This window comes from Hymenobacter coalescens (assembly GCF_054783195.1).
The window spans coordinates 478,249-496,568 of the sequence record NZ_BAAGRA010000019.1; the positions used below are offsets into that span (position 1 = coordinate 478,249).

General features: G+C 65.3%; 9 protein-coding genes and 2 tRNA genes. 4 read left to right on the forward strand and 7 right to left on the reverse strand.

What is annotated here, in order from left to right:
- Nucleotides 1-41: 41 nt before the first annotated feature.
- The 4 genes from ACYVKQ_RS18460 to ACYVKQ_RS18475 all read right to left on the reverse strand — a co-directional run bounded on the left by ACYVKQ_RS18460 (nucleotide 42) and on the right by ACYVKQ_RS18475 (nucleotide 4,825).
- On the reverse strand, nucleotides 42-1,013 hold the full coding sequence (locus ACYVKQ_RS18460) for a DnaJ domain-containing protein (RefSeq protein ID WP_460676830.1): 972 nt from the start codon (nucleotides 1,011-1,013) through the stop codon (nucleotides 42-44).
- Nucleotides 1,010-1,429: a hypothetical protein gene (locus ACYVKQ_RS18465; RefSeq protein ID WP_460676831.1), complete on the reverse strand. Its 420-nt coding sequence runs from the start codon at nucleotides 1,427-1,429 to the stop codon at nucleotides 1,010-1,012. The genes ACYVKQ_RS18460 and ACYVKQ_RS18465 overlap by 4 nt, the downstream gene beginning before the upstream one ends.
- A gap of 84 nt (nucleotides 1,430-1,513) precedes the next feature.
- A complete protein-coding gene (locus ACYVKQ_RS18470; protein ID WP_460676832.1) occupies nucleotides 1,514-4,156 on the reverse strand; it encodes a T9SS-dependent M36 family metallopeptidase in 2,643 nt (880 codons plus the stop codon).
- A 123-nt stretch (nucleotides 4,157-4,279) separates the two neighbouring features.
- The gene (locus ACYVKQ_RS18475; RefSeq protein WP_460676833.1) at nucleotides 4,280-4,825 is read right to left on the reverse strand and encodes an RNA methyltransferase; all 546 of its coding nucleotides are present in this window, start codon (nucleotides 4,823-4,825) and stop codon (nucleotides 4,280-4,282) included.
- Nucleotides 4,826-4,988: 163 nt separating this feature from the next.
- On the opposite strand from ACYVKQ_RS18475, the gene mutS reads away from it, so the two are divergent.
- The 3 genes from mutS to ACYVKQ_RS18490 all read left to right on the forward strand — a co-directional run bounded on the left by mutS (nucleotide 4,989) and on the right by ACYVKQ_RS18490 (nucleotide 8,243).
- Complete coding sequence (gene mutS / locus ACYVKQ_RS18480) at nucleotides 4,989-7,742, forward strand: DNA mismatch repair protein MutS (protein ID WP_460676834.1); 2,754 nt, start codon at nucleotides 4,989-4,991, stop codon at nucleotides 7,740-7,742.
- A gap of 285 nt (nucleotides 7,743-8,027) precedes the next feature.
- Nucleotides 8,028-8,100, forward strand: a tRNA-Gly gene (locus ACYVKQ_RS18485).
- 60 nt (nucleotides 8,101-8,160) lie between these two features.
- A tRNA-Leu gene (locus ACYVKQ_RS18490) sits at nucleotides 8,161-8,243 on the forward strand.
- Nucleotides 8,244-8,287: 44 nt separating this feature from the next.
- On the opposite strand, the gene ACYVKQ_RS18495 is transcribed toward ACYVKQ_RS18490, so the two are convergent.
- From ACYVKQ_RS18495 to xrtX, 3 genes are all read right to left on the reverse strand, one after another.
- Nucleotides 8,288-9,907, reverse strand: a complete 1,620-nt coding sequence (locus tag ACYVKQ_RS18495; protein ID WP_460676835.1) for an SBBP repeat-containing protein — start codon at nucleotides 9,905-9,907, stop codon at nucleotides 8,288-8,290.
- Between the two features lie 194 nt (nucleotides 9,908-10,101).
- A complete protein-coding gene (locus tag ACYVKQ_RS18500; RefSeq protein WP_460676836.1) occupies nucleotides 10,102-10,614 on the reverse strand; it encodes an XrtX-associated membrane protein in 513 nt (170 codons plus the stop codon).
- Nucleotides 10,607-11,128, reverse strand: coding sequence for an exosortase X (xrtX, locus tag ACYVKQ_RS18505; protein WP_460676837.1), 522 nt, complete (start codon nucleotides 11,126-11,128; stop codon nucleotides 10,607-10,609). Before xrtX ends, ACYVKQ_RS18500 begins: the two co-directional genes overlap by 8 nt.
- Before the next feature lie 440 nt (nucleotides 11,129-11,568).
- On the opposite strand from xrtX, the gene ACYVKQ_RS18510 reads away from it, so the two are divergent.
- The gene (locus ACYVKQ_RS18510) at nucleotides 11,569-18,210 is read left to right on the forward strand and encodes an Ig-like domain-containing protein (RefSeq protein WP_460676838.1); all 6,642 of its coding nucleotides are present in this window, start codon (nucleotides 11,569-11,571) and stop codon (nucleotides 18,208-18,210) included.
- Nucleotides 18,211-18,320 lie beyond the last annotated feature (110 nt).

Below are 18,320 nucleotides of genomic sequence, written 5' to 3' on the forward strand. Positions count from 1 at the left end.
TCGCTGCGCCCCGCTGCCTACCAGGTGGCGGGGCGTTGTGGTTAGTAGGGCGAAGCACTGTCGAGGGCCATCAACAGCAGCAGCAGCGTGGCCATGAGCAAGCCTACGCCCACGTTAACCACCGCACCCGCCGACAGCTGCCGCCGCGCGCTTAGCCCGGCCAGCAGCAGCACCAGCAGCGACAATCCGGCCAGCGTGGCGTACACGGGGTGCAGCACGGGCAACGGCTGACCCGACGGCAAGTAAGCCCGCTGTATGCAGCCAAACAACCACGACACTTCCAGGCGGTAGTGGTCGATGCCAGCGGGTAAGTCCATGGGCGTAAGCAAGGAGCCGTGGCTCGTGCGCAGCAAGCAGGAAAAAGCCTGCCGGTAGTGCTGGCACTGCAGCAGGATGGGCTGGGCCTGTACTTGGCGCCCCGGCAGGAGGTAGTCGGCCCACAGCACCACGGGCAGCAGGCCCGGAAGCCGGCCCCAGCGCCGCACCCACGCCGCGTATCGGGCATAGGCCTGCTGCCGCCAGCCGGCGGGGCCAGCGGCGCGGGGCGGCTGGTGCCGCAGCTGCTCGTGGTGCCGGCGGCGCAGCTCCGCGTCGTGCAGGGTGGCGTAGGCGTGCTCCAGGTCGGCGAGTTGGCGCTGAATGGCCGGATCAGCACCGGGTGCCCGCTGCAACAGCCGCTTCCAATGCTGGTAAGCCTGGTCGATTTGCGCGTGGCTGGCCGAATACGGTACGCGCAGTACTTGATACGCATTGCCGCCAAAAGGCTGCGTATAAGCCAGTGGGGCCGGGCGCGGCGGCTGACGGATGGCGCGCAGGCACGCGTCGTGGTGGGCGCGTAGGGCCGGCTGGCGCAGCGTGTCGTACGCCTCGTTGACGAGCAGGTAGCGGCGGTGCGCGGCCGGGTCGGGCGTGCGGTCGGGGTGGGTAAGGCGCACCAGCCGCAAGTACGCCCGCCGGATGTCGGCGGCGCTGGCCTGCTCCGTCAACTCCAGCACGTCGTAATAATTTGTCACGGGGCGGCTTCGGTGGCTAGGGCAACTACGGCGGCGGTTTGCGAGGCCACGCGCTGGCGCGTCAACTCCAGCAAGCGACGATTCATTTCGGCCCGGTGCGCCCGGTACAGCGCGTATTCACCTTCGGTGAACAGCGCCGTCACGAGCCCCGTAAGCGTGTGTTGCAGGCGGGCGTTGCGGCGCAGCAAATCTTCCAGCAGCCGTTGCTGATCGGCGGGGGCGGCGGTGGCCAGCGGCAGGCGGTAGTCGCGGGCGAAGTCGGCCACCAGCTGCAGCAGCCGCTCGTTGTGCAGCTTCAGAATGGGGCGCAGCGCGCCGTGCAGCAGCTGATCAGGTGGGCTGGCACCGGGCGAAACGGCCGCGGACACAGCGGGACGCAGGCCCAGTAAAACAAGGTCGGTGGTGGAATCGGGCATAACGGGCGGGCCGTAACTCGGCGCGTAAACAACAAACGCCCGACCACCAAGGCCGGGCGTTTGCTTAACCATAAGAAGGGCGAATTAGTGGCGCACCACCAGCTTCTGCGTGGCCGTGCCGGTCGAGCCGGTCAGACGTACCACGTAGATGCCCGAGGGCAGCTCAGCCGTGCTCAGCTCCAGCCCGTCGCGCTGCAGGGCAGTGGCGGCGGCCGTCGTGCGCTTCACTACCTGGCCGATGTTGTTGACCAGCTCTACCTGCACAGGCACCGTGCTGGAGGCCAGCAGGCGCACCGTTACGCGGTCCTGGGTCGGGTTCGGGAACACCGTCAGGGCATCAGCAGCCAGCTTGGTCTTGGCAGCCAGCACGGTCGGCAGGCTGTAGGAGGCCGTCTGGTCGGTGAGGCTCTGCGAAGAACCCTGGCTGGCGGTGGCACCCATGCCGCGGCGGGCAAATACCTGCCAGATCAGGGCGGCGTTGGCGGCGTTGTTGTTGACCGAATCCGCCTTCAGAATCCCGTTGCGGCCCGAGATAAAGCCCGGTTCGCAGCCCTGGTACTTGAGGCCGTCGATAACCAGCTTCAGCGCGATGTTGTTGCCGCCGGTGGTGCCGTACAGGTCCGTGTTGTAGCCGTAGCGGTTAATCAGGGCCCAGTTCAGGTCCCACAGTGCCGAGCACCAGATTTCACCGTTGGCGTGCACTGCGTTGTAGGGGGCAGTGCCAAGGTTGGCGTACGTCAGGTCGTTGACGGTCATGTCCGTCGAGTACGGCTTGGTGCGGATACCGCCGCCATTCGGGGCCTCCGAAACGGCGTACGTCCCGATGCCGCGCGGCGTGGTCCCTACGTCGCCGGGTCTGGTCGTCATCCACAGGGCGAAGAAGTCGCTCCAGCCTTCGCCCATCTGCTCGGCGTTCGAAAGGCAGCTCGAACCGGTACCGGTCAGGCGGTTGCTGATGCCGTGGCCGTATTCGTGCGAGATGATGCCGTTGTCGAGGTCCCCGTCGCGGTCGATGATCGAAGCCGATGCCGTTACCGCGCCCGTGGCCAGCGCCGCCAGAATCTGGTCGCCGTGGGCTTTGGAAACAAACAGGGACGGAATGCGCAGGCCCACCGAGTCGGGGGCAGAGCCGCCCATGTTCACCAGCTGCGGCGCGTTCGGGATGCTGTCCATCATGATGACCATGGTGGCGCCGGCATCCTGCGCGGCCTTGATCTTGAGCGCGAAGCTGCAGCCACCGCGCTTCATCAGCGCGATTTTGCCGCTCAGGGCCGCGGCGTTAGGCAGGGGGGTGGTGCAGCCGGGGCCGGCGTATACCACCTGGCCGGTGAGGGGCGAGAAATTGGCCAGGCGCCGTCCCAGGCTGGAGGGGGCAAACTGCAGCGGGCCCAGCGTCGTGCCATTCGGCAACGAAAGGGTCAGCGACTGGTCGTTGGTCGTCCACAGGTACATCTGCATGCGGGGCGTGCCGCTGCCATCCGGGGGCGAGGAGAAGTTGGCATTGTCCATGCCGCGGCCGTCCTGCGCCTCGGCCCGCACAAAATCGGTGCCGCGGCCCACGCCGGTGTAGTTAGTCGACTGGAAGTTGCGCGCGGCTTCGGTGAAGCCGTGGCGCTCCATCACGTCGTGCATCAGGTTGTTCCAGTAGAACAGGTTGCTGATGGCTACGTTTTGGTTGGAAAGGGCCGAGTTGGTGGCCACGTACGGAAAGTCGAAGATCTGGGTGGCGCCGCCATCCGGGCTGTAGCCGGGCTGGTTTAGGTTGCGGCGGTCTTCGTAGGCGTACACGTTGTTGCCGCGGGTGATGGTGTGCTCCGCGCCGGCCTGGCCGTTGGTATCGTGCCACCCGAAGGGCGAAGCCAGCGGGTTGGCCATGTTCGACAGCACCTGGCGCAGGCCATGGCTGGGGCTCTCGATGGTCAGCGGCCACACGTTGTAGCTGTTGGGCGTGTTGGTGCGGCTGGCGGTGCTGGGCAGCGGCGCCGGAGCGGGCGCGCTGCGCTGGGCGGCCGGCGTCGTGGTCAAGCGACGCTGGGCGTTGCGCCGAACAGCATCAGCAAACGAAGTTTCCTCGTGCACCACGTAGTCTTTGCGGTCGATCAGCTCGCCCGTCGTTGCGTCGATGCGCGCGTCCCAGTAGTGCTGGGCGTCGAGGCGGTAAAGCGTCACGTTCCAGGCCAGGGCCAGCTGGCCGTTGGCGCGCTTGGCGTACACGAGCTTCACCGGAATGGGGGCCAGCGAAATGCCGGCCTCCGAGAAGGTCATGCCCGCAGTGGCCGCGCCGTCCTCAATCAGGGTCAGTCCTTGGGGGGCGGGCATTTGCAGGGCGCGGGCAGCGGCGGCTACGGCCTGCTGCGGCGAAAGGCCGGGCGTGGCGCTATTGGCCACGGAGGCGGCATTCGGCACGAAGGTGTTGTGCGACTGTACAACGCGGCCGTTGCGGTCGAAGTGCACCTCAATCACGGCGCCGTCGATTTCCACGCCCTGGTGGCGCTGGCGCAGGTACAGGTGCGTCACGCCGTTGTCGGCATCGGTGTACTCCGAGGCCACGGCGGGGTTGCGCAGATCGGCTTCTGTCAGGCCCAGCTTTACGCGACGGCCGTTGAGGTACTCCAACCCGCGCGCCAGCGACGATGGGGTGGGCTGCTGGGCAAAGCCCAGGGCGGGCAGAGCCAGGAGGGCGGCCAGGGTGATGGTGCGGCCGTAGTGGGTAAACGTGTGTTTCATGCAGTAGACTGGGGAAAAGACAAACGAGAAAGCCGGCCACTAACCCGAAGAGCAACGTAACCGGCCGTTAAAAATACAAATCAGACGGAGAATTTCCGAACGGCAGTCAGGGATGGCACAGAATTAACTCGGCGGCAGCGTAACGCCCCATTTCGTCAGCACGTCCCACACCAGCACGCCCACCGTTACCGACACGTTTAGAGAGTGTTTGGTGCCGAACTGCGGAATTTCCACGGCCGCGTCGCAATGCCGTAGCACTTCGTCGTCCACCCCAAACACTTCATTGCCGAACACCAGCGCCAGCGGCTGCCCGGGGGCCGGCTGAAACTGCGGCAGCGGCACCGAGCCGGTAGTTTGCTCCACGGCCACCACCTGCCAGCCCTCGGCCCGCAGCTGCGCCACCAGCGCCGGCACGTCGGGCGCGTGTTCCCACGGCACCGACTCGGTGGAGCCCAGCGCGGTTTTGGTGATTTCGCGGTGCGGCGGGCGGCCGGTAATGCCGCCCAGCCACAGCTTGTGCACCGCAAACGCGTCGCAGGTGCGGAAGGCGGCGCCCACGTTGTGGAGGCTGCGCACGTTGTCGAGCACCACGCACAAGGGGAATTTCTCCGTATTTTTGAAGTCCTCAACCGTGAGCCGGTTCAGCTCGTGGATGGTTAGTTTCCGCATACTAGTTAGGTCGGCGCCGGCGCGCGGCCGCGTTGCTGGTCGAACGATACCGCCCGAACGAATTGTTCAGACGAACGCGCAAGCTACGGCTTGCGAGCCTTTTTTGCCCGGCCACACCAGGGCGCGTTCCACGACCGTCCTATCCTACCGCACGCTCCCGCAGGTGAAAACTACTACCGCTAAGAAACCCGTTCGCACGCACGGCACCCTCGGCCCCGCCCCCGTGGCCGACACGCCCCTGATGAAGCAGTACCACCAGCTCAAGCAGCAGCACCCCGGTGCGCTGCTGCTGTTTCGGGTGGGCGACTTCTACGAAACCTTCGGCGAGGACGCCGTGACGGCCGCCCGCATCCTGGGCATCGTCGAAACCAAGCGCGGCGCCGGCACCGCCGCTGAAACCGCCCTGGCCGGCTTCCCGCACCACTCGCTCGATACCTACCTGCCCAAGCTGGTGCGCGCCGGGCAGCGCGTGGCCATCTGCGACCAGCTCGAAGACCCCAAGCAGGCCAAGGGCCTCGTCAAGCGCGGCATCACCGAGTTGGTGACGCCCGGCGTGAGCCTGCACGACAACGTGCTGGAGCGCCGCGCCAACAATTACTTGGCCGCCGTGCATTTCGGCCGCGGGCAGCAGGCGGGCATCAGCTTCCTCGACATCAGCACCGGCGAGTTTCTAGTGGCGCAAGGCGACCTGGGCTACCTGGGCAAGCTGCTGCAGAACTTCGCACCGGCGGAGGTGCTGCTCTGCAAAAACAGCCGCCGTGATTTCGAAACGGCTTTTGGCCCCGACTTCTGCACGTATGCCCTCGATGAGTGGGTGTTCGGCGGCGACTATGCCCACGAGACGCTGACGCGCCACTTCAAGACCACGTCGCTCAAGGGCTTCGGCGTGGATAACCTGACCGACGGCATCATTGCTGCCGGCTGCATTCTGCACTACCTGGCCGAAACCAAGCACGACGACATCGGCCACATCAACGGCATCGGGCGCCTGGAGGAGGACAAGTACGTGTGGCTGGACCGCTTCACCGTGCGCAACCTGGAGCTGCTCTCGGCCCAGCACGCCGGCGGCGTCCCGCTCATCGACGTGCTCGACCAGACGCTGACCCCGATGGGCGCCCGCCTGCTGCGCAAGTGGGTGGTGCTGCCGCTGAAGGAGCCCGCTCAGATTCAGCGCCGCCTCGACACGGTGCAGGCCCTGCACGAGCAATCGGAGCTGCTCGAAGCCATCCGCGACCAGCTGCGCCAGATCAACGACCTGGAGCGCCTGATATCGAAAGTGGCCGTGCGCCGCGTGAATCCGCGGGAGCTGCTGCAGCTTAGCCGCGCCCTCGAAGCCCTGGCCCCCATGCGCGAGCTGCTGCACGCCACCGACGTGCGCGCCCTGCAGAAGCTGGCCGACCAGCTCAACCCCTGCGACACGCTGCGCCGCGAAATTCAAAGTAAAATCCGCCCCGACGCCGGCGTGCTGACGAACCAGGGCAACCTGATTCTGGACGGCATTGACGCGGAGCTGGACGAGTTGCGCGCCATTGCTTACACCGGCAAGGATTACCTGCTGCAGTTGCAGCAGCGCGAGCAGCGCAACACCGGCATTTCCTCGTTGAAGGTGGCCTATAACAAGGTCTTCGGCTACTACCTGGAAGTCACCAACGCCCACAAGGACAAGGTCCCCACGGAGTGGATTCGCAAGCAGACCCTGGTGAATGCGGAGCGCTACATCACCGAGGAACTGAAAACCTACGAGGAGAAAATCCTGCACGCCGAGGAACGCCTGTTCGTCATCGAGCAGCGCATCTACGACGAGCTGGTGCTGACCGCGAACGAATTCGTGAGCCAGGTGCAGCAGAACGCCCGCACCATCGGCGTGCTCGACTGCCTGGCCTCCTTTGCCAGCACCGCCCGCCAGCACCGCTATGTGCGCCCCACCGTGGACGACGGTTCCCTGCTCGACATCCGCCAGGGCCGCCACCCGGTCATCGAGCGGCAGCTGCCCCCCGGCGAGCAGTACATCCCCAACGATATCCGCCTCGACCGCGACGACCAGCAAATCGTTGTCATCACCGGCCCGAACATGGCTGGTAAATCGGCCCTGCTGCGCCAGACGGCCCTGATTGCCCTCTTGGCCCAGATCGGCTCCTTCGTGCCCGCCGAAGCGGCCCACGTGGGCGTCATCGACAAGATTTTCACCCGCGTCGGCGCTTCCGACAACTTGTCGAAGGGCGAGAGTACCTTCATGGTGGAAATGACCGAAACGGCTTCCATCCTGAACAACCTCTCCGACCGCAGCCTGGTGCTCATGGACGAAATCGGCCGCGGCACCAGCACCTACGACGGCATCAGCATTGCCTGGGCCATCGTGGAGCACTTGCACAACCACCCCAAGGCCCGCGCCAAGACGCTGTTTGCCACCCACTACCACGAGCTAAACGAGCTGGCCGAGCAGTGCCCGCGGGTGCGCAACTACAACGTGGCCGTGAAGGAAGCCGACGGGCGCATCCTGTTTTTGCGCAAGCTGCAGGAAGGCGGATCCGAGCACTCTTTCGGCATCCACGTGGCCCGCATGGCCGGCATGCCGCCCGCCGTGGTGCTGCGCGCCAACGAAATCATGCACCACCTAGAGCAGGAGCGCACTAGCGTCGGTGCGGATGACGGTGGGGCAGGGCAGGAACTGGTCGAAGCCGGCGCCGCGCCAGCTGCCTCCAACGGCCGCGCCAACATCTCTCAGCCCCATGCCCGGCCGGTAGCTACGGCTACGGCCCCGCGCCCTACGCTACAACTCAGCATGTTCGAGCCCGCTGACCCCGTCCTGGAAGGTATTCGCGACTTGCTTCAGCACCTGGATGTGAATACACTCACGCCTATTGAAGCCTTGCTGAAGCTGAATGAGCTTAAGCTGGCGCTGGCGCGCAAAGGCTAAGGTATTGCTGCCATTGACCAAGGTCAGGGCCGGCTGCACGTGCTGCGCAGCCGGCCCTGATATTTTTTAGGAAGAATTGGGCCTGATAGGCTTTTGCCAGCTCCTTCCTTATAGACCAGCTTGGAGTAGACTTACAATGTTTTTTAGGAGGGTAAGCAAAAAAAAGTGCCTGAGAATGAAGTGAAAGCGGTTTTTGAAGAATTTTTTTCAGGGCCACCTCTTGACTTCAAAGATTCTTGCAGTACCTTTGTCACATCAAAACGCCACTACGGTGGCTGACCTCAAGCGAGAGTAGCTCAGTTGGTAGAGCGCGACCTTGCCAAGGTCGAGGTCGCGAGTTCGAACCTCGTCTCCCGCTCAAGAAAGGACGTTGCCCAGGCAGCGTCCTTTTTTAGTTTAGTGCAAGTTCCTTGCACACGCCAGAGTGGTGTAATGGTAGCCACGAGGGACTTAAAATCCCTTTTCCGTAAGGAAGTACGGGTTCGAGTCCCGTCTCTGGTACCCAAAGCGAAGGCCGCCACAGCAGTGTGGCGGCCTTCGCTGCTTTAAGGATTGATAAGCAATTGCCGACTGCTGCTGTGTTCGGCGGCAATGAGCCGCAGCGTGTACGGCCCAGGAGCAAGGCCGTGCATCAGCAGGTTGCTTTCAGCAGCCGTAAGCTTTTGCTCAAGCACCACTTTGCCAAAACGGTCCAATAAACTAAGCTGCACCGGGTGCTGAGGCGTAGCGTCGGGAATGCGCACGGTGCAGCGCCCCGCGGCTGCCGGATTTGGAAAAACGTCCACCGTCGCCGGAGCAAGCGCAGCCACGGCCCGTCCTTCGTCGGGAGCCGTACCATGCAGGCGGGCCACAAAGCCGGTGTCGGAGCCGCCAGTAAGCGTGTAGGGACCAAATTGGCAAGTGGAATTAAAAGACCCGACAACGCAGGCCCGCAAGCCGGCATCCAACGCAAAGCCCGCCCCGCTGACGGCTGGCGTGCCCGCTACGGTGGTAACCCAGCGCGGCTGGCCCGCGAGGTCCGAGCTAACCAAGGTCAGGTTATTGATGGTGGTGCCGGAGCCGCGCTGCGCATCGCTTTGGTTGAGCAGCACGAAGCTGCCACCGTAACCGTCACAGCGCACCGCTACGGGCACGTCGTCGCCGGCGGTAGCAGGCAGCGGCCGTACCCAGCGCAGACGACCGGCTTTGGTAAAGTGGGCCAGGAAGGCATCATCGCCGCCGCGGTGGCTTAAGGGCTTTCCCTCAAAGGTGGTGTTGCGGCTGTACTGGCCCGCCACCACCAGCCCTTGGCCGTCGGCCGCGGCCATGCTCACGTGGCCGACGTTGCTGTCGAGGTTTTGCAGCCAGTTCAACGCGCCATCCTGCTGCCGAAAGCGGCCGACAAAGCCCCGGACACCGGGAGCGGTCAGGGTAGTGCCCGCCAAGGTGAGCCGCTCGGTGTAGGAGCCGGTGACATAACCGCTGCCCTGCCCGTCCAAGGCCAGGCTGAAGGCATTGTTGAACATGGTCGGGCTCTGGCCCACATCAGCCCAGCGCAGGGCACCGGTCACGGAATAGCTCGCAATGAATACCTGGTAACGAAGCGCTGTTTGGGAAGTGTTGGCTGCGAAAGGCGTGGTAGCGGCGCCTGCCACGTAGCAGTTGCCAGCGGCGTCGGCGGCAATGCCGCTGCCGCCGATGCTGGCGTAGCCGGAACTGCCGTCGCGGCGCAGCCAGCTGATCTGGCCCGTTGCGTTGCAACGGCCCACCAGCACACCGGGCCACTCCATAACGCCCGTGAGCGTCTGACCTGCGCCGTACGTGACCGTGCCACGCACTGTGCCGGTAAAGTAACAGTTGCCACCGGGGTCTACGGCTATGGCTTTGGGGCGTACGCTGGCGTAGGGGCCGCCGAACTGCGTAACCCAGAGCAACGCACCGGTAGGCGAAAATTTGGCTAGAAAAGCGTCGGTGTCACCAGCATACAGAGGGTTGCTCGTGAGCGTGGTGTTGCCCACTTGGGCCGTGCCAGCAAAGCCACCTATTACGTAGCTGTTGCCGGTGGCGTCGCTGGCTACGGCGGCGGGTTTCACATTCAGGCTCATGGCCAACTGCCACTGAGGCGAAGCAAGCGCGCTGCTTGTCCAAAGGAGCAGCAGAAAAACACAAGTAAAACGGAAATGCATAACGGGGAAGGAAACAAATGGAACCAAGTCTGCCCAAAGGGCAACGTCAACCCTACTCCGGCGCTATCTGCCCCGGCTACCTCACTGTGCCATGGTCCTTGCAAGGGAACCGCCTTCGCAATTGCTATGATCAAATATGCATAAAAAAAGACCATATCAATGGTCTTATAATTAAAAAAAATATTGACTTAAGTCTATTGTTGAGCTTGCTTAGGTAGTGTGGCAGCGGCGGCGTAATGCCAGCGCAGAAGCGGCACCAAGGCAGCTACGGGCAGCGGCGAAACAATGAAGTCGATCAGCTGCCGGCCCAGTTTGTAGGCCCAGGCAACGTCGCCGGCCGCTTTGCCGCCCAGCAGCAGCAGCGCACTCAGGGCGAAAATGCCGCCGTATATCCAAAACGCGGTGAGCAGGGCCCGACGCGGGACCAGCAAGCCCAGAATCAGCAAACACACGCTGGTGTAGCCCAACCCGTAGGTGAGCATGGCCGGGACGCTACGCCGGGTAATCTGTCCGCTGGTGCCGCGCTGAATACGCTCGGCCCAAGAATCCAGCCCCAGAGCCCGGAGGGCTTGGTGCCAAAAGTCGGTCAGCCAGGCAAAAACGGGCTCGTCGTAGGTGCCGACCCAGAATAGCAGACCGGCCAGCAGCGCTGCCAGGGCCAGGCGGAGCCAGGTAGCGGTGAAAAAGGAGCGGGCTGGCTCAGGCATCGGGCGAAGTGGCATAGCGCCGCACCCACAGCATCCAGAGCAGGAAAATGCAGCCGTAGACGACGAACGTGAAGGTGTAGTGGTGGTTGAAGTCGACGGTGCTGCGCGAGTATAGGTGGTTGAGGGCCAAGGCCCCGACGCGCACGATGTTCAGGGCGTAAATGGCGGCGACTCCTGCGGCGATAAACGGCAGCTTGCGGCGCCAGCCGCCGCCCGGAAACGCCAGCACGAACCCCACGAACAGGGCGTAGAGCACCAAGCCGTTGCAGGGGTCGCCGACAATTACAGCAGGTTGTCCGCCCACCGATACCACGCGCTCGGTAGCTGCGCCAGCCAGGCCCACGGCCCGCAGCGCGCCGGCACTGACGGCGGCAATGTTGAGTGAGAGGACCTCATCAAGCCGGCCGGCGGGCTTCAACCATTGTTCATAGCCAATAAACCAAAGCAGGTACAGACCGGCCGCCGTAAGCAAAAAGCGGCGCAGGTGCCGGGGATGAGTGGCGTAAGCTTGCATACAGTAAACATAGCACCGCCGCGGGGGCATTGGCACGCCGAGCAGCTACATAATGATGTGGGGCTACCCGCAACTGAGCTGCGAGAGCCGGAACAGGCTAGGGGCTGCAGCCATTCGTTTTAATTGAATATTAATGGGACGATAGTACAATACAAAAACCATTGCGTAGTTTTCAGGGATTTTGCCGGTAGTCATTTTTCGATGCCGGACAACTTCTCTCTCAGTGCTTTACCCCGCCAGTCGGACGTTGCTCTGCACCGCCGCTGCTGCGCCGTCCGCCGGCGGAGCAGCCTCCGGCGTGTAGGTAATGGTTGGCTAGCAGTTTTCCCTCTTTTTTACCACCTAACCCCCATTTCATGCACACACCTTTACGTGCAGTACGGCCCGTTGGGCTCCGTACGACTGCTCGGCCACGTTCGGGCCGATGGGCACCCAAGCTGATGGCGGCGCTGCTGCTGTCGGTGCTCGGTAGCTCCACGGCCTGGGCGCAGCTCAGCGGTACCAAATCCATTCCCGGCGACTACGCGACGATGAGCGCGGCCATCACCGACCTGAACGCCGCGGGCGTGGGGACGGGCGGCGTCACGTTTAACGTAGCGGCGGGGCACACCGAAACGGCCAACGGGCTGATCCTGACGGCCACCGGCACGGCCGCCAACCCCATCGTGTTCCAGAAATCGGGCACGGGCGCCAACCCCACCATCACGGCGGGCGCGGGCACCAGCACGTCGCTGGACTTTATTTTGGCCCTGCAAGGCGCCGACTACGTGACGCTGGACGGTATTTCGGTGGTGGACCCGACCACGAACACCACCAGCACCACGCGCATGGAGTTTGGCCTGGCCCTGCTGAAAGTGGGCACGCCGGCGGTCAACGGCTGCCAGTTCGTGACGGTGAAGAACTGCGGCGTGACGATGCAGCGCGCCTACACCAGCTCGGTCGGCATCTACTCGGCCAACCACACCACGGCCGCCACGACGGCCCTGACGCCCACCACGGCGGAGGGCACGAACTCGAACAACAAGTTCTTCGGCAACACCATCGGCAACGTCAACGGTCCGATTGAGCTGCGGGGCTTCAACGCTTCCGCGCCCTACGACTTCTACGACCAGAACAACGAAATCGGCGGCGCCACGGGCAACACCATTTTCGACTACGGCGCTGGTTCCACGGCCCAGGGCATCTATGCCATCTACCAGAACAACGTGAAGGTGTTCGGTAACACGGTGAGCAGCACGACGGGCACCAGCACGCTCTACGGCATCTTCCTGAGCACGGGCACCAACAGCAGCGCCGACGTGTACAACAACACCGTCACGCTGACCTTCGGCGGCACGTCGTCGTCGGTGTACGGTATCAACAACGCCATGGGCGGCAGCGGTACCACCAACACCATCAACCTCTACAACAACACCGTTACGCTGACCTCGACCACGGCCACCTCCAGCTCGTGGTACGGCGTGTACAACACGGCCACGGCCAGCACGGTGAACATGTACGGCAACACCACCCCCGGCTGGAGCCGGAGCGGCAGCGGCACGTCGTACTGCGTGTACCAATCGGCGGGTGTGGGTACGGCCGCCATGTACAACAACACCGTTCGGGACTTCACCGGCACCTCGACGGGCTCGGTGTACGGCGTGTACAACAACCCTTCTTCGACGACCAACACCGAGGTGTACGGCAACACGGTGCGCAACATGGCGACCGGCGCGGCCACGGTGTACGGCGTGCAGAGCACGACCGGCGCCACGACCAACGTGTACCGCAACAAAGTCAGCGACCTGAGCGCCGGCGGCACGGGCGGGCAGGTGTACGGCCTTTACATCGGCTCGGGCACCACGGTAACCGTGCACAACAACCTGGTGGGTAACCTCTCGGCCCCGGCTGCTACCGGCAGCAACGCCGTGGTGGGCCTCTTCATCGCCGGCGGCACCACCATCAACGCCTACTACAACACGCTGGCGCTGAGCGCAAGCAGCACCAGCACCACCACCTTTGGCACGTCGGGCATCTACGTCAGCTCGATTTCGCCCGTGGTGACGCTGCGCAACAACCTCGTGGTGAACAATTCCACGCCGGGCGCTACCGGCGGGGCCACGGCCGCGCTGCGCTACACCGGTGCGCCCGGCATCGGCCTGGGCAACGCCACCAACAACAACCTCTACTACGCCGGCACGCCGGCGGCCAACCGCGTGATTTACGTGGAAGGCACGGGCACGCTGGCCAACGCCCAGCAGACGCTGGCCAACTACATTTCCTACATCGGCAACAGCCGCGAGACGGCCTCCGCTACGGAGAACCCCACCTTCGTGAGCACCACGGGCACCAACGCGGGCTTCCTGCACCTGAGCCCGACCGTGCCCACGCTGGCCGAAAGCCGGGCGCTGCCCATCAGCGGCATCACCACCGATTTCGACGGGGACACGCGCAACGCCTCCACGCCCGACATCGGGGCCGACGAAGGCTCCTTCACGCCCGGCGGTTCGGCCACCGATGTGGCCGCCAACGGCCTGGTGTCGCCGCTGACCGTGGGCTGCTACGGCACCGCTGAAACCGTGACGGTGAGCATCCGCAACAACGGCCTGCAGCCGCTGAACTTCGCCACCACCCCGGCCACGGTGACCGTGACGCTGAGCGGCGCGGCTACCCAGACGCTGACGGCTACCGTGAGCACCGGAACGCTGGCACCCGGCGCCTCGCAGACGGTGAGCCTGGGGACAGTGAACATGACGGCCACCGGTACCTACACGTTTGCCACGAGCGTGACCGTGGCCGGCGACGGCGACGCGAGCAACGACAACCTGACGGCGACCCGCACGGTGGCCCCGACGGTGGCGCTGCCCCAGGTCGTGAGCTTCACGGGCTTCACCGGCTCGAACCTGACCGCCGTGTTCCCGAACTGGTACGAAGCCACCGGCGCCACCGCGCCGCTGGCCGGCAACGCTGCTTGGGTTAGCGCCACGGGCGTGGGCAGCACAGGCAACGTTACGACCAAGGTGAACCTGTTCTCGACCTCCAAGAACGAGTGGATTATCGGGCCGAAAATCGCGGCGACGGCCGCCACCCGTCTTTCCTTTAAGGCTGCGCTAACGGATTTTGCCTCGACCACCTCGCCGGCCGGTGCCGGCGACGGCATGACCGGCACCGACGACGCGGTGCGCGTGCTGGTGTCGACGGACTGCGGCGTGACCTTCACGGAGGCGTTCCGCGTGGACGCCACCAACCAGCCTTCGCCGACGGCCATTGCCTTCTCGGAGTACTCGGTGCCGCTGAGCGCCTACGCCGGGCAGAGCATCATCGTGGCCTTCAAAGCCACGGACGGACCGGTATCTAACACCCCGGACTACGACTTCCACCTCGACGACATCAGCCTGATCGAGGCGGCCGCCAGCGACGCGGGCATCACGGCCCTGACGGAACCGGGCACGGCCGGCTGCTACTCGGCCACGCAGAACGTGACCGTGACCATCCGCAACTACGGCACCACCGCTCAGAGCGACATTCCGGTGCGCGTGGTAGTGGGTGGCCCCGTGACGCAGACGCTGACGGGTACTTTCACCGGCAGCATCCCGGCCAACGGCACGGCTAATTTCACGGTCGGCCAGGTCAATATGACGGCGCTGGGCACCTACACCTTCGACGCCACCACGCTGCTGCCCGGCGACGCCACCGCCGGCAACGACGCGCTGGCCCAGCAGAGCCGCACCGTAACCGCTCCGGTCGCGCAGGGACAACTCGTCACGTTCACGGGCTTTACCGGCTCGAACCTGAACACGGTATTCCCGGGCTGGACTGAAGCCACCGGGGCCACGCTGCCCACCGGTACCACGTCGGGCTGGACCAATGGCTCCTTGCCCTCGGGCAACACCACGGCGAAGATCAACCTGTTCTCGAACAGCAAAAACGACTGGCTCGTCTCGCCGAAGTTTCTGGCCTCGGCCACCACGCAGCTGACTTTCGACGCGGGCATCTCTGATTTTGCCAGCAGCAGCGCCGACCCGGCCGGCATGACCGGCACCGACGACTTCGTGGAAGTGCGCATCTCCACCGACTGCGGCGCCACGTTTGCCCGCATTCCCGCGTTTGCGCAGTTCAACGCCGGCAACCAGCCCAGCAACGGCAGCCTGACCAGCTACTCCATCAACCTGGGCAGCTACGCCGGGCAGCAGATCATTGTGGCCTTCTTCGCTTCCGAAGGCACTGTGACCAACGCGCCGGACTACGACTTCCACATCGACAACGTGCGCGTGAACAGCCCGGTGGCCATCGACCTGGCCGCTACGGCCCTGGTAACGCCGGCCGCCAACCAAGGCTGCTACTCCGCCACTGAAACCGTGACGGTAACCGTGCGCAACGAAGGCTCGCAGGCGCTGGATTTCGCCGCCAACAACGCCACCGTGACGGCCGTGGTAACCACGCCCGGCGGCCCGCAGACGCTGACCGGCACCCTGACGACGGGTACGCTGGCCGCTGGCGCCACGCAAAACGTGACGCTGACGCCGACGCTGGACATGAGCGTCGCCGGCGCCTACTCCTTCGCCCTGACGGGCACGGTGCAGGGTGACCTGAACACCGCCAATGACGCCCTGGCTACGGCCGTCGCCCGCACGGTGGTGGCCCCGGTGGCCGGCACCGTGTCGCCCGCGGCGGCCATCATCTGCGTGAGCGGCACGAGCACGCTGACACTGACCGGCGCGGCCAACGGCAGCATCCAGTGGCAGCAATCGACCGACAACGTGACCTTCACGAACGTAAGCGCGGCCACTGCCGCCAGCTTCACCACGCCCGTACTGACGCAAACGGCGTACTTCCGCGCCCAGGTAAGCTGCGGCACGCAGACGGTTACCAGCAACGTGGCGACCGTCACGGTCAACAACCCGCTGGTGACTTCTACGAACACGCCCGTTGCCATCTGCGAAGGCGGCACGGCTACGCTGACGGCAACCGGCTCGGCCGGCACCACGCTGCGTTACTTTGAGGCCGCTACCGGCGGCACCGCCCTGGGCACGGGCGCTTCCTTTACCACACCGGCGCTGACGGCCTCGCGCCAGTACTTCGTGGAAGCCGTGAGCGGCGGCACGGAAACGGCGGGTAAGGCTACCACCACCGGCGCCGACGGCGGCTACAGCGGCGGCAACACCGGCCTGGTGTTCAACGCCACCACGGCCGTGACCATTCAGTCGGTTACGGTGTTCCCGAGCTCGACCACGGCTGGCTCGATGTCGGTGGAGCTGCGCTCCAGCACCGGCACGGTACTGGCCACGGCCGGTCCGTTTGCGGTGCCGGCCGGCAGCAGCACCCAGCGCAACCCGCTGGTGCTGCCCATCAACCTGAACGTACCGGGCGCCGGTACTTACCGCCTGGTGACGGCCACGTCGCCGGCTCCGCCCGAGCTGTACCGCGACTTCACCGGCGGCTTCCCGTTTGCTTCGGCCAGCGGCGCCGTTACCGTGACGGGGGGTGTGCTCACGGGCAATACCAGCACCTCGCACTACTTCTTCTACAACTGGCAGATTTCGACGGAGTGTGCCAGCGCCACGCGTACCCCCATCCAGGTGAACGTGACGCCGCTGCCGACGGCCAGCCTGCCGGCTGCCACGGCCAGCAGCTGCGGCACCTCGCCCTTCACGCTGGGCGGCACCGTAGGCGGCTCGGCTACGGGCGGCACCTACACCAGCAGCGGCACGGGCACGTTCTCGCCCAATGCCACCACGCTGAACGCCACCTACACCCCGTCGGCCGCTGACGTAGCCGCCGGCACGGTAACGCTGACGCTGACCTCCACCAACCCAGCGGCTTGCTCGGCCGCTGCGGCCCAGGTGGTTCTTTCGCTCACGGCGCCGGCCGTGGCCGACTTCAGCTACCCGAGCACGACGACCTACTGCGCGGGCTCCACGAGCACCGTAACGCCCACCCTGGGCACCGGCGCTACGGCCGGCACGTTCTCGTCGACTAGCGGCCTGGTTATCGACCCCGCTACGGGTGTCATCAACCTGGCGGGCAGCACCGCCGGCACCTACACCGTAACCAACACGCTGGCCGCCACCGGCGCCTGCGGGGCCGTCACGGCTACGTCCACGGTGACCATTACGCCGGCTGCTTCGGCGGCCTTCAGCTACGGCGCGGGCACGTACTGCGTGAGCGGTACCAACCCCACGGCCACGGTGACGGGCACGGCGGGCGGCACGTTCAGCTCGACCACGGGCCTGAGCCTGAACGCCACGACGGGCGCCATTAACCTGGCCGCCTCCACGCCCGGCACCTATACCGTGACCTACACGGTGGGGACGGCCTGCTCGGCTACCGCCACGGCTACCGTCACCATCACGACGGCGCCGGTGGCTACGTTCAGCTACGCCACGGCCAACTACTGCGCCGGGGCGACCGGCACGGTGGCCCCGGCCTTCGGCACGGGTGCCTCGGGCGGCACGTTCAGCTCCACGGCGGGCCTGAGCATCAATGCGTCGACGGGCGTCATCAACCTGGCCGCTTCGACGGCGGGCACCTACACCGTGACCAACACGATTGCCGCCGGCGGCGGCTGCGCGGCGGCCACGGCCACGACGACCGTGACCATCACGGCTGCCCCGGCCCAGCCGGTGGTGACGGTGCAGTACACCACGCCCGGCGTGGCGGTGCTCACCAGCTCGGCTACTACGGGCAACCAATGGTACCTGAACGGGCAGCTCATCAGCGGGGCCACGGGCCAGACCTACACGGCCAACGGCACGGCGCAGCCTGGCGCTTACACCGTGGTGGTGACCGGCACGGGCGGCTGCGCCTCGCCGGCCTCGGCCACGCTCACGGTGACCTCCGCCGTGAAGCCGCTGGCCGGCTCGGCGCTGGAACTGTTCCCGAACCCGACGCCCGACGGCAAGCTGACCCTGCAGCTGCGCGGCTACCACCAGGCCGTGGAGCTGACCGTGCTCAATGCCTTGGGCCAAGTGGTGCAGCGCCACCACCTGCCGGCCGGCCAGGCCCAGCAGCAGCTGGACCTGAGCACGCTGCCCTCGGGGGTATACGTGCTGCGCGCGGCCACCAAAGGCGGCTTGGATACCCGCCGCATCGTGCGCCAGTAACCACCGCTTCGCGTTAAGCTAAAAAGCCCCGCCGGCGCTGCCGGTGGGGCTTTTTTTGTGGATCAAGATGAGCCGGACGAAGCCGGTGCGCGGGGCTGACGAAGCATAAA

What these genes read in the sequence shown, in the direction of transcription:
- ACYVKQ_RS18465 (WP_460676831.1), bottom strand. Translation starts at nt 1,429, where the DNA reads ATGCCCGATTCCACCACCGACCTTGTTTTACTGGGCCTGCGTCCCGCT.
- ACYVKQ_RS18470 (WP_460676832.1), bottom strand. Translation starts at nt 4,156, where the DNA reads ATGAAACACACGTTTACCCACTACGGCCGCACCATCACCCTGGCCGCC.
- ACYVKQ_RS18475 (WP_460676833.1), bottom strand. Translation starts at nt 4,825, where the DNA reads ATGCGGAAACTAACCATCCACGAGCTGAACCGGCTCACGGTTGAGGAC.
- ACYVKQ_RS18495 (WP_460676835.1), bottom strand. Translation starts at nt 9,907, where the DNA reads ATGCATTTCCGTTTTACTTGTGTTTTTCTGCTGCTCCTTTGGACAAGC.
- ACYVKQ_RS18500 (WP_460676836.1), bottom strand. Translation starts at nt 10,614, where the DNA reads ATGCCTGAGCCAGCCCGCTCCTTTTTCACCGCTACCTGGCTCCGCCTG.
- xrtX (WP_460676837.1), bottom strand. Translation starts at nt 11,128, where the DNA reads ATGCAAGCTTACGCCACTCATCCCCGGCACCTGCGCCGCTTTTTGCTT.
- ACYVKQ_RS18510 (WP_460676838.1), top strand. Translation starts at nt 11,569, where the DNA reads ATGGCGGCGCTGCTGCTGTCGGTGCTCGGTAGCTCCACGGCCTGGGCG.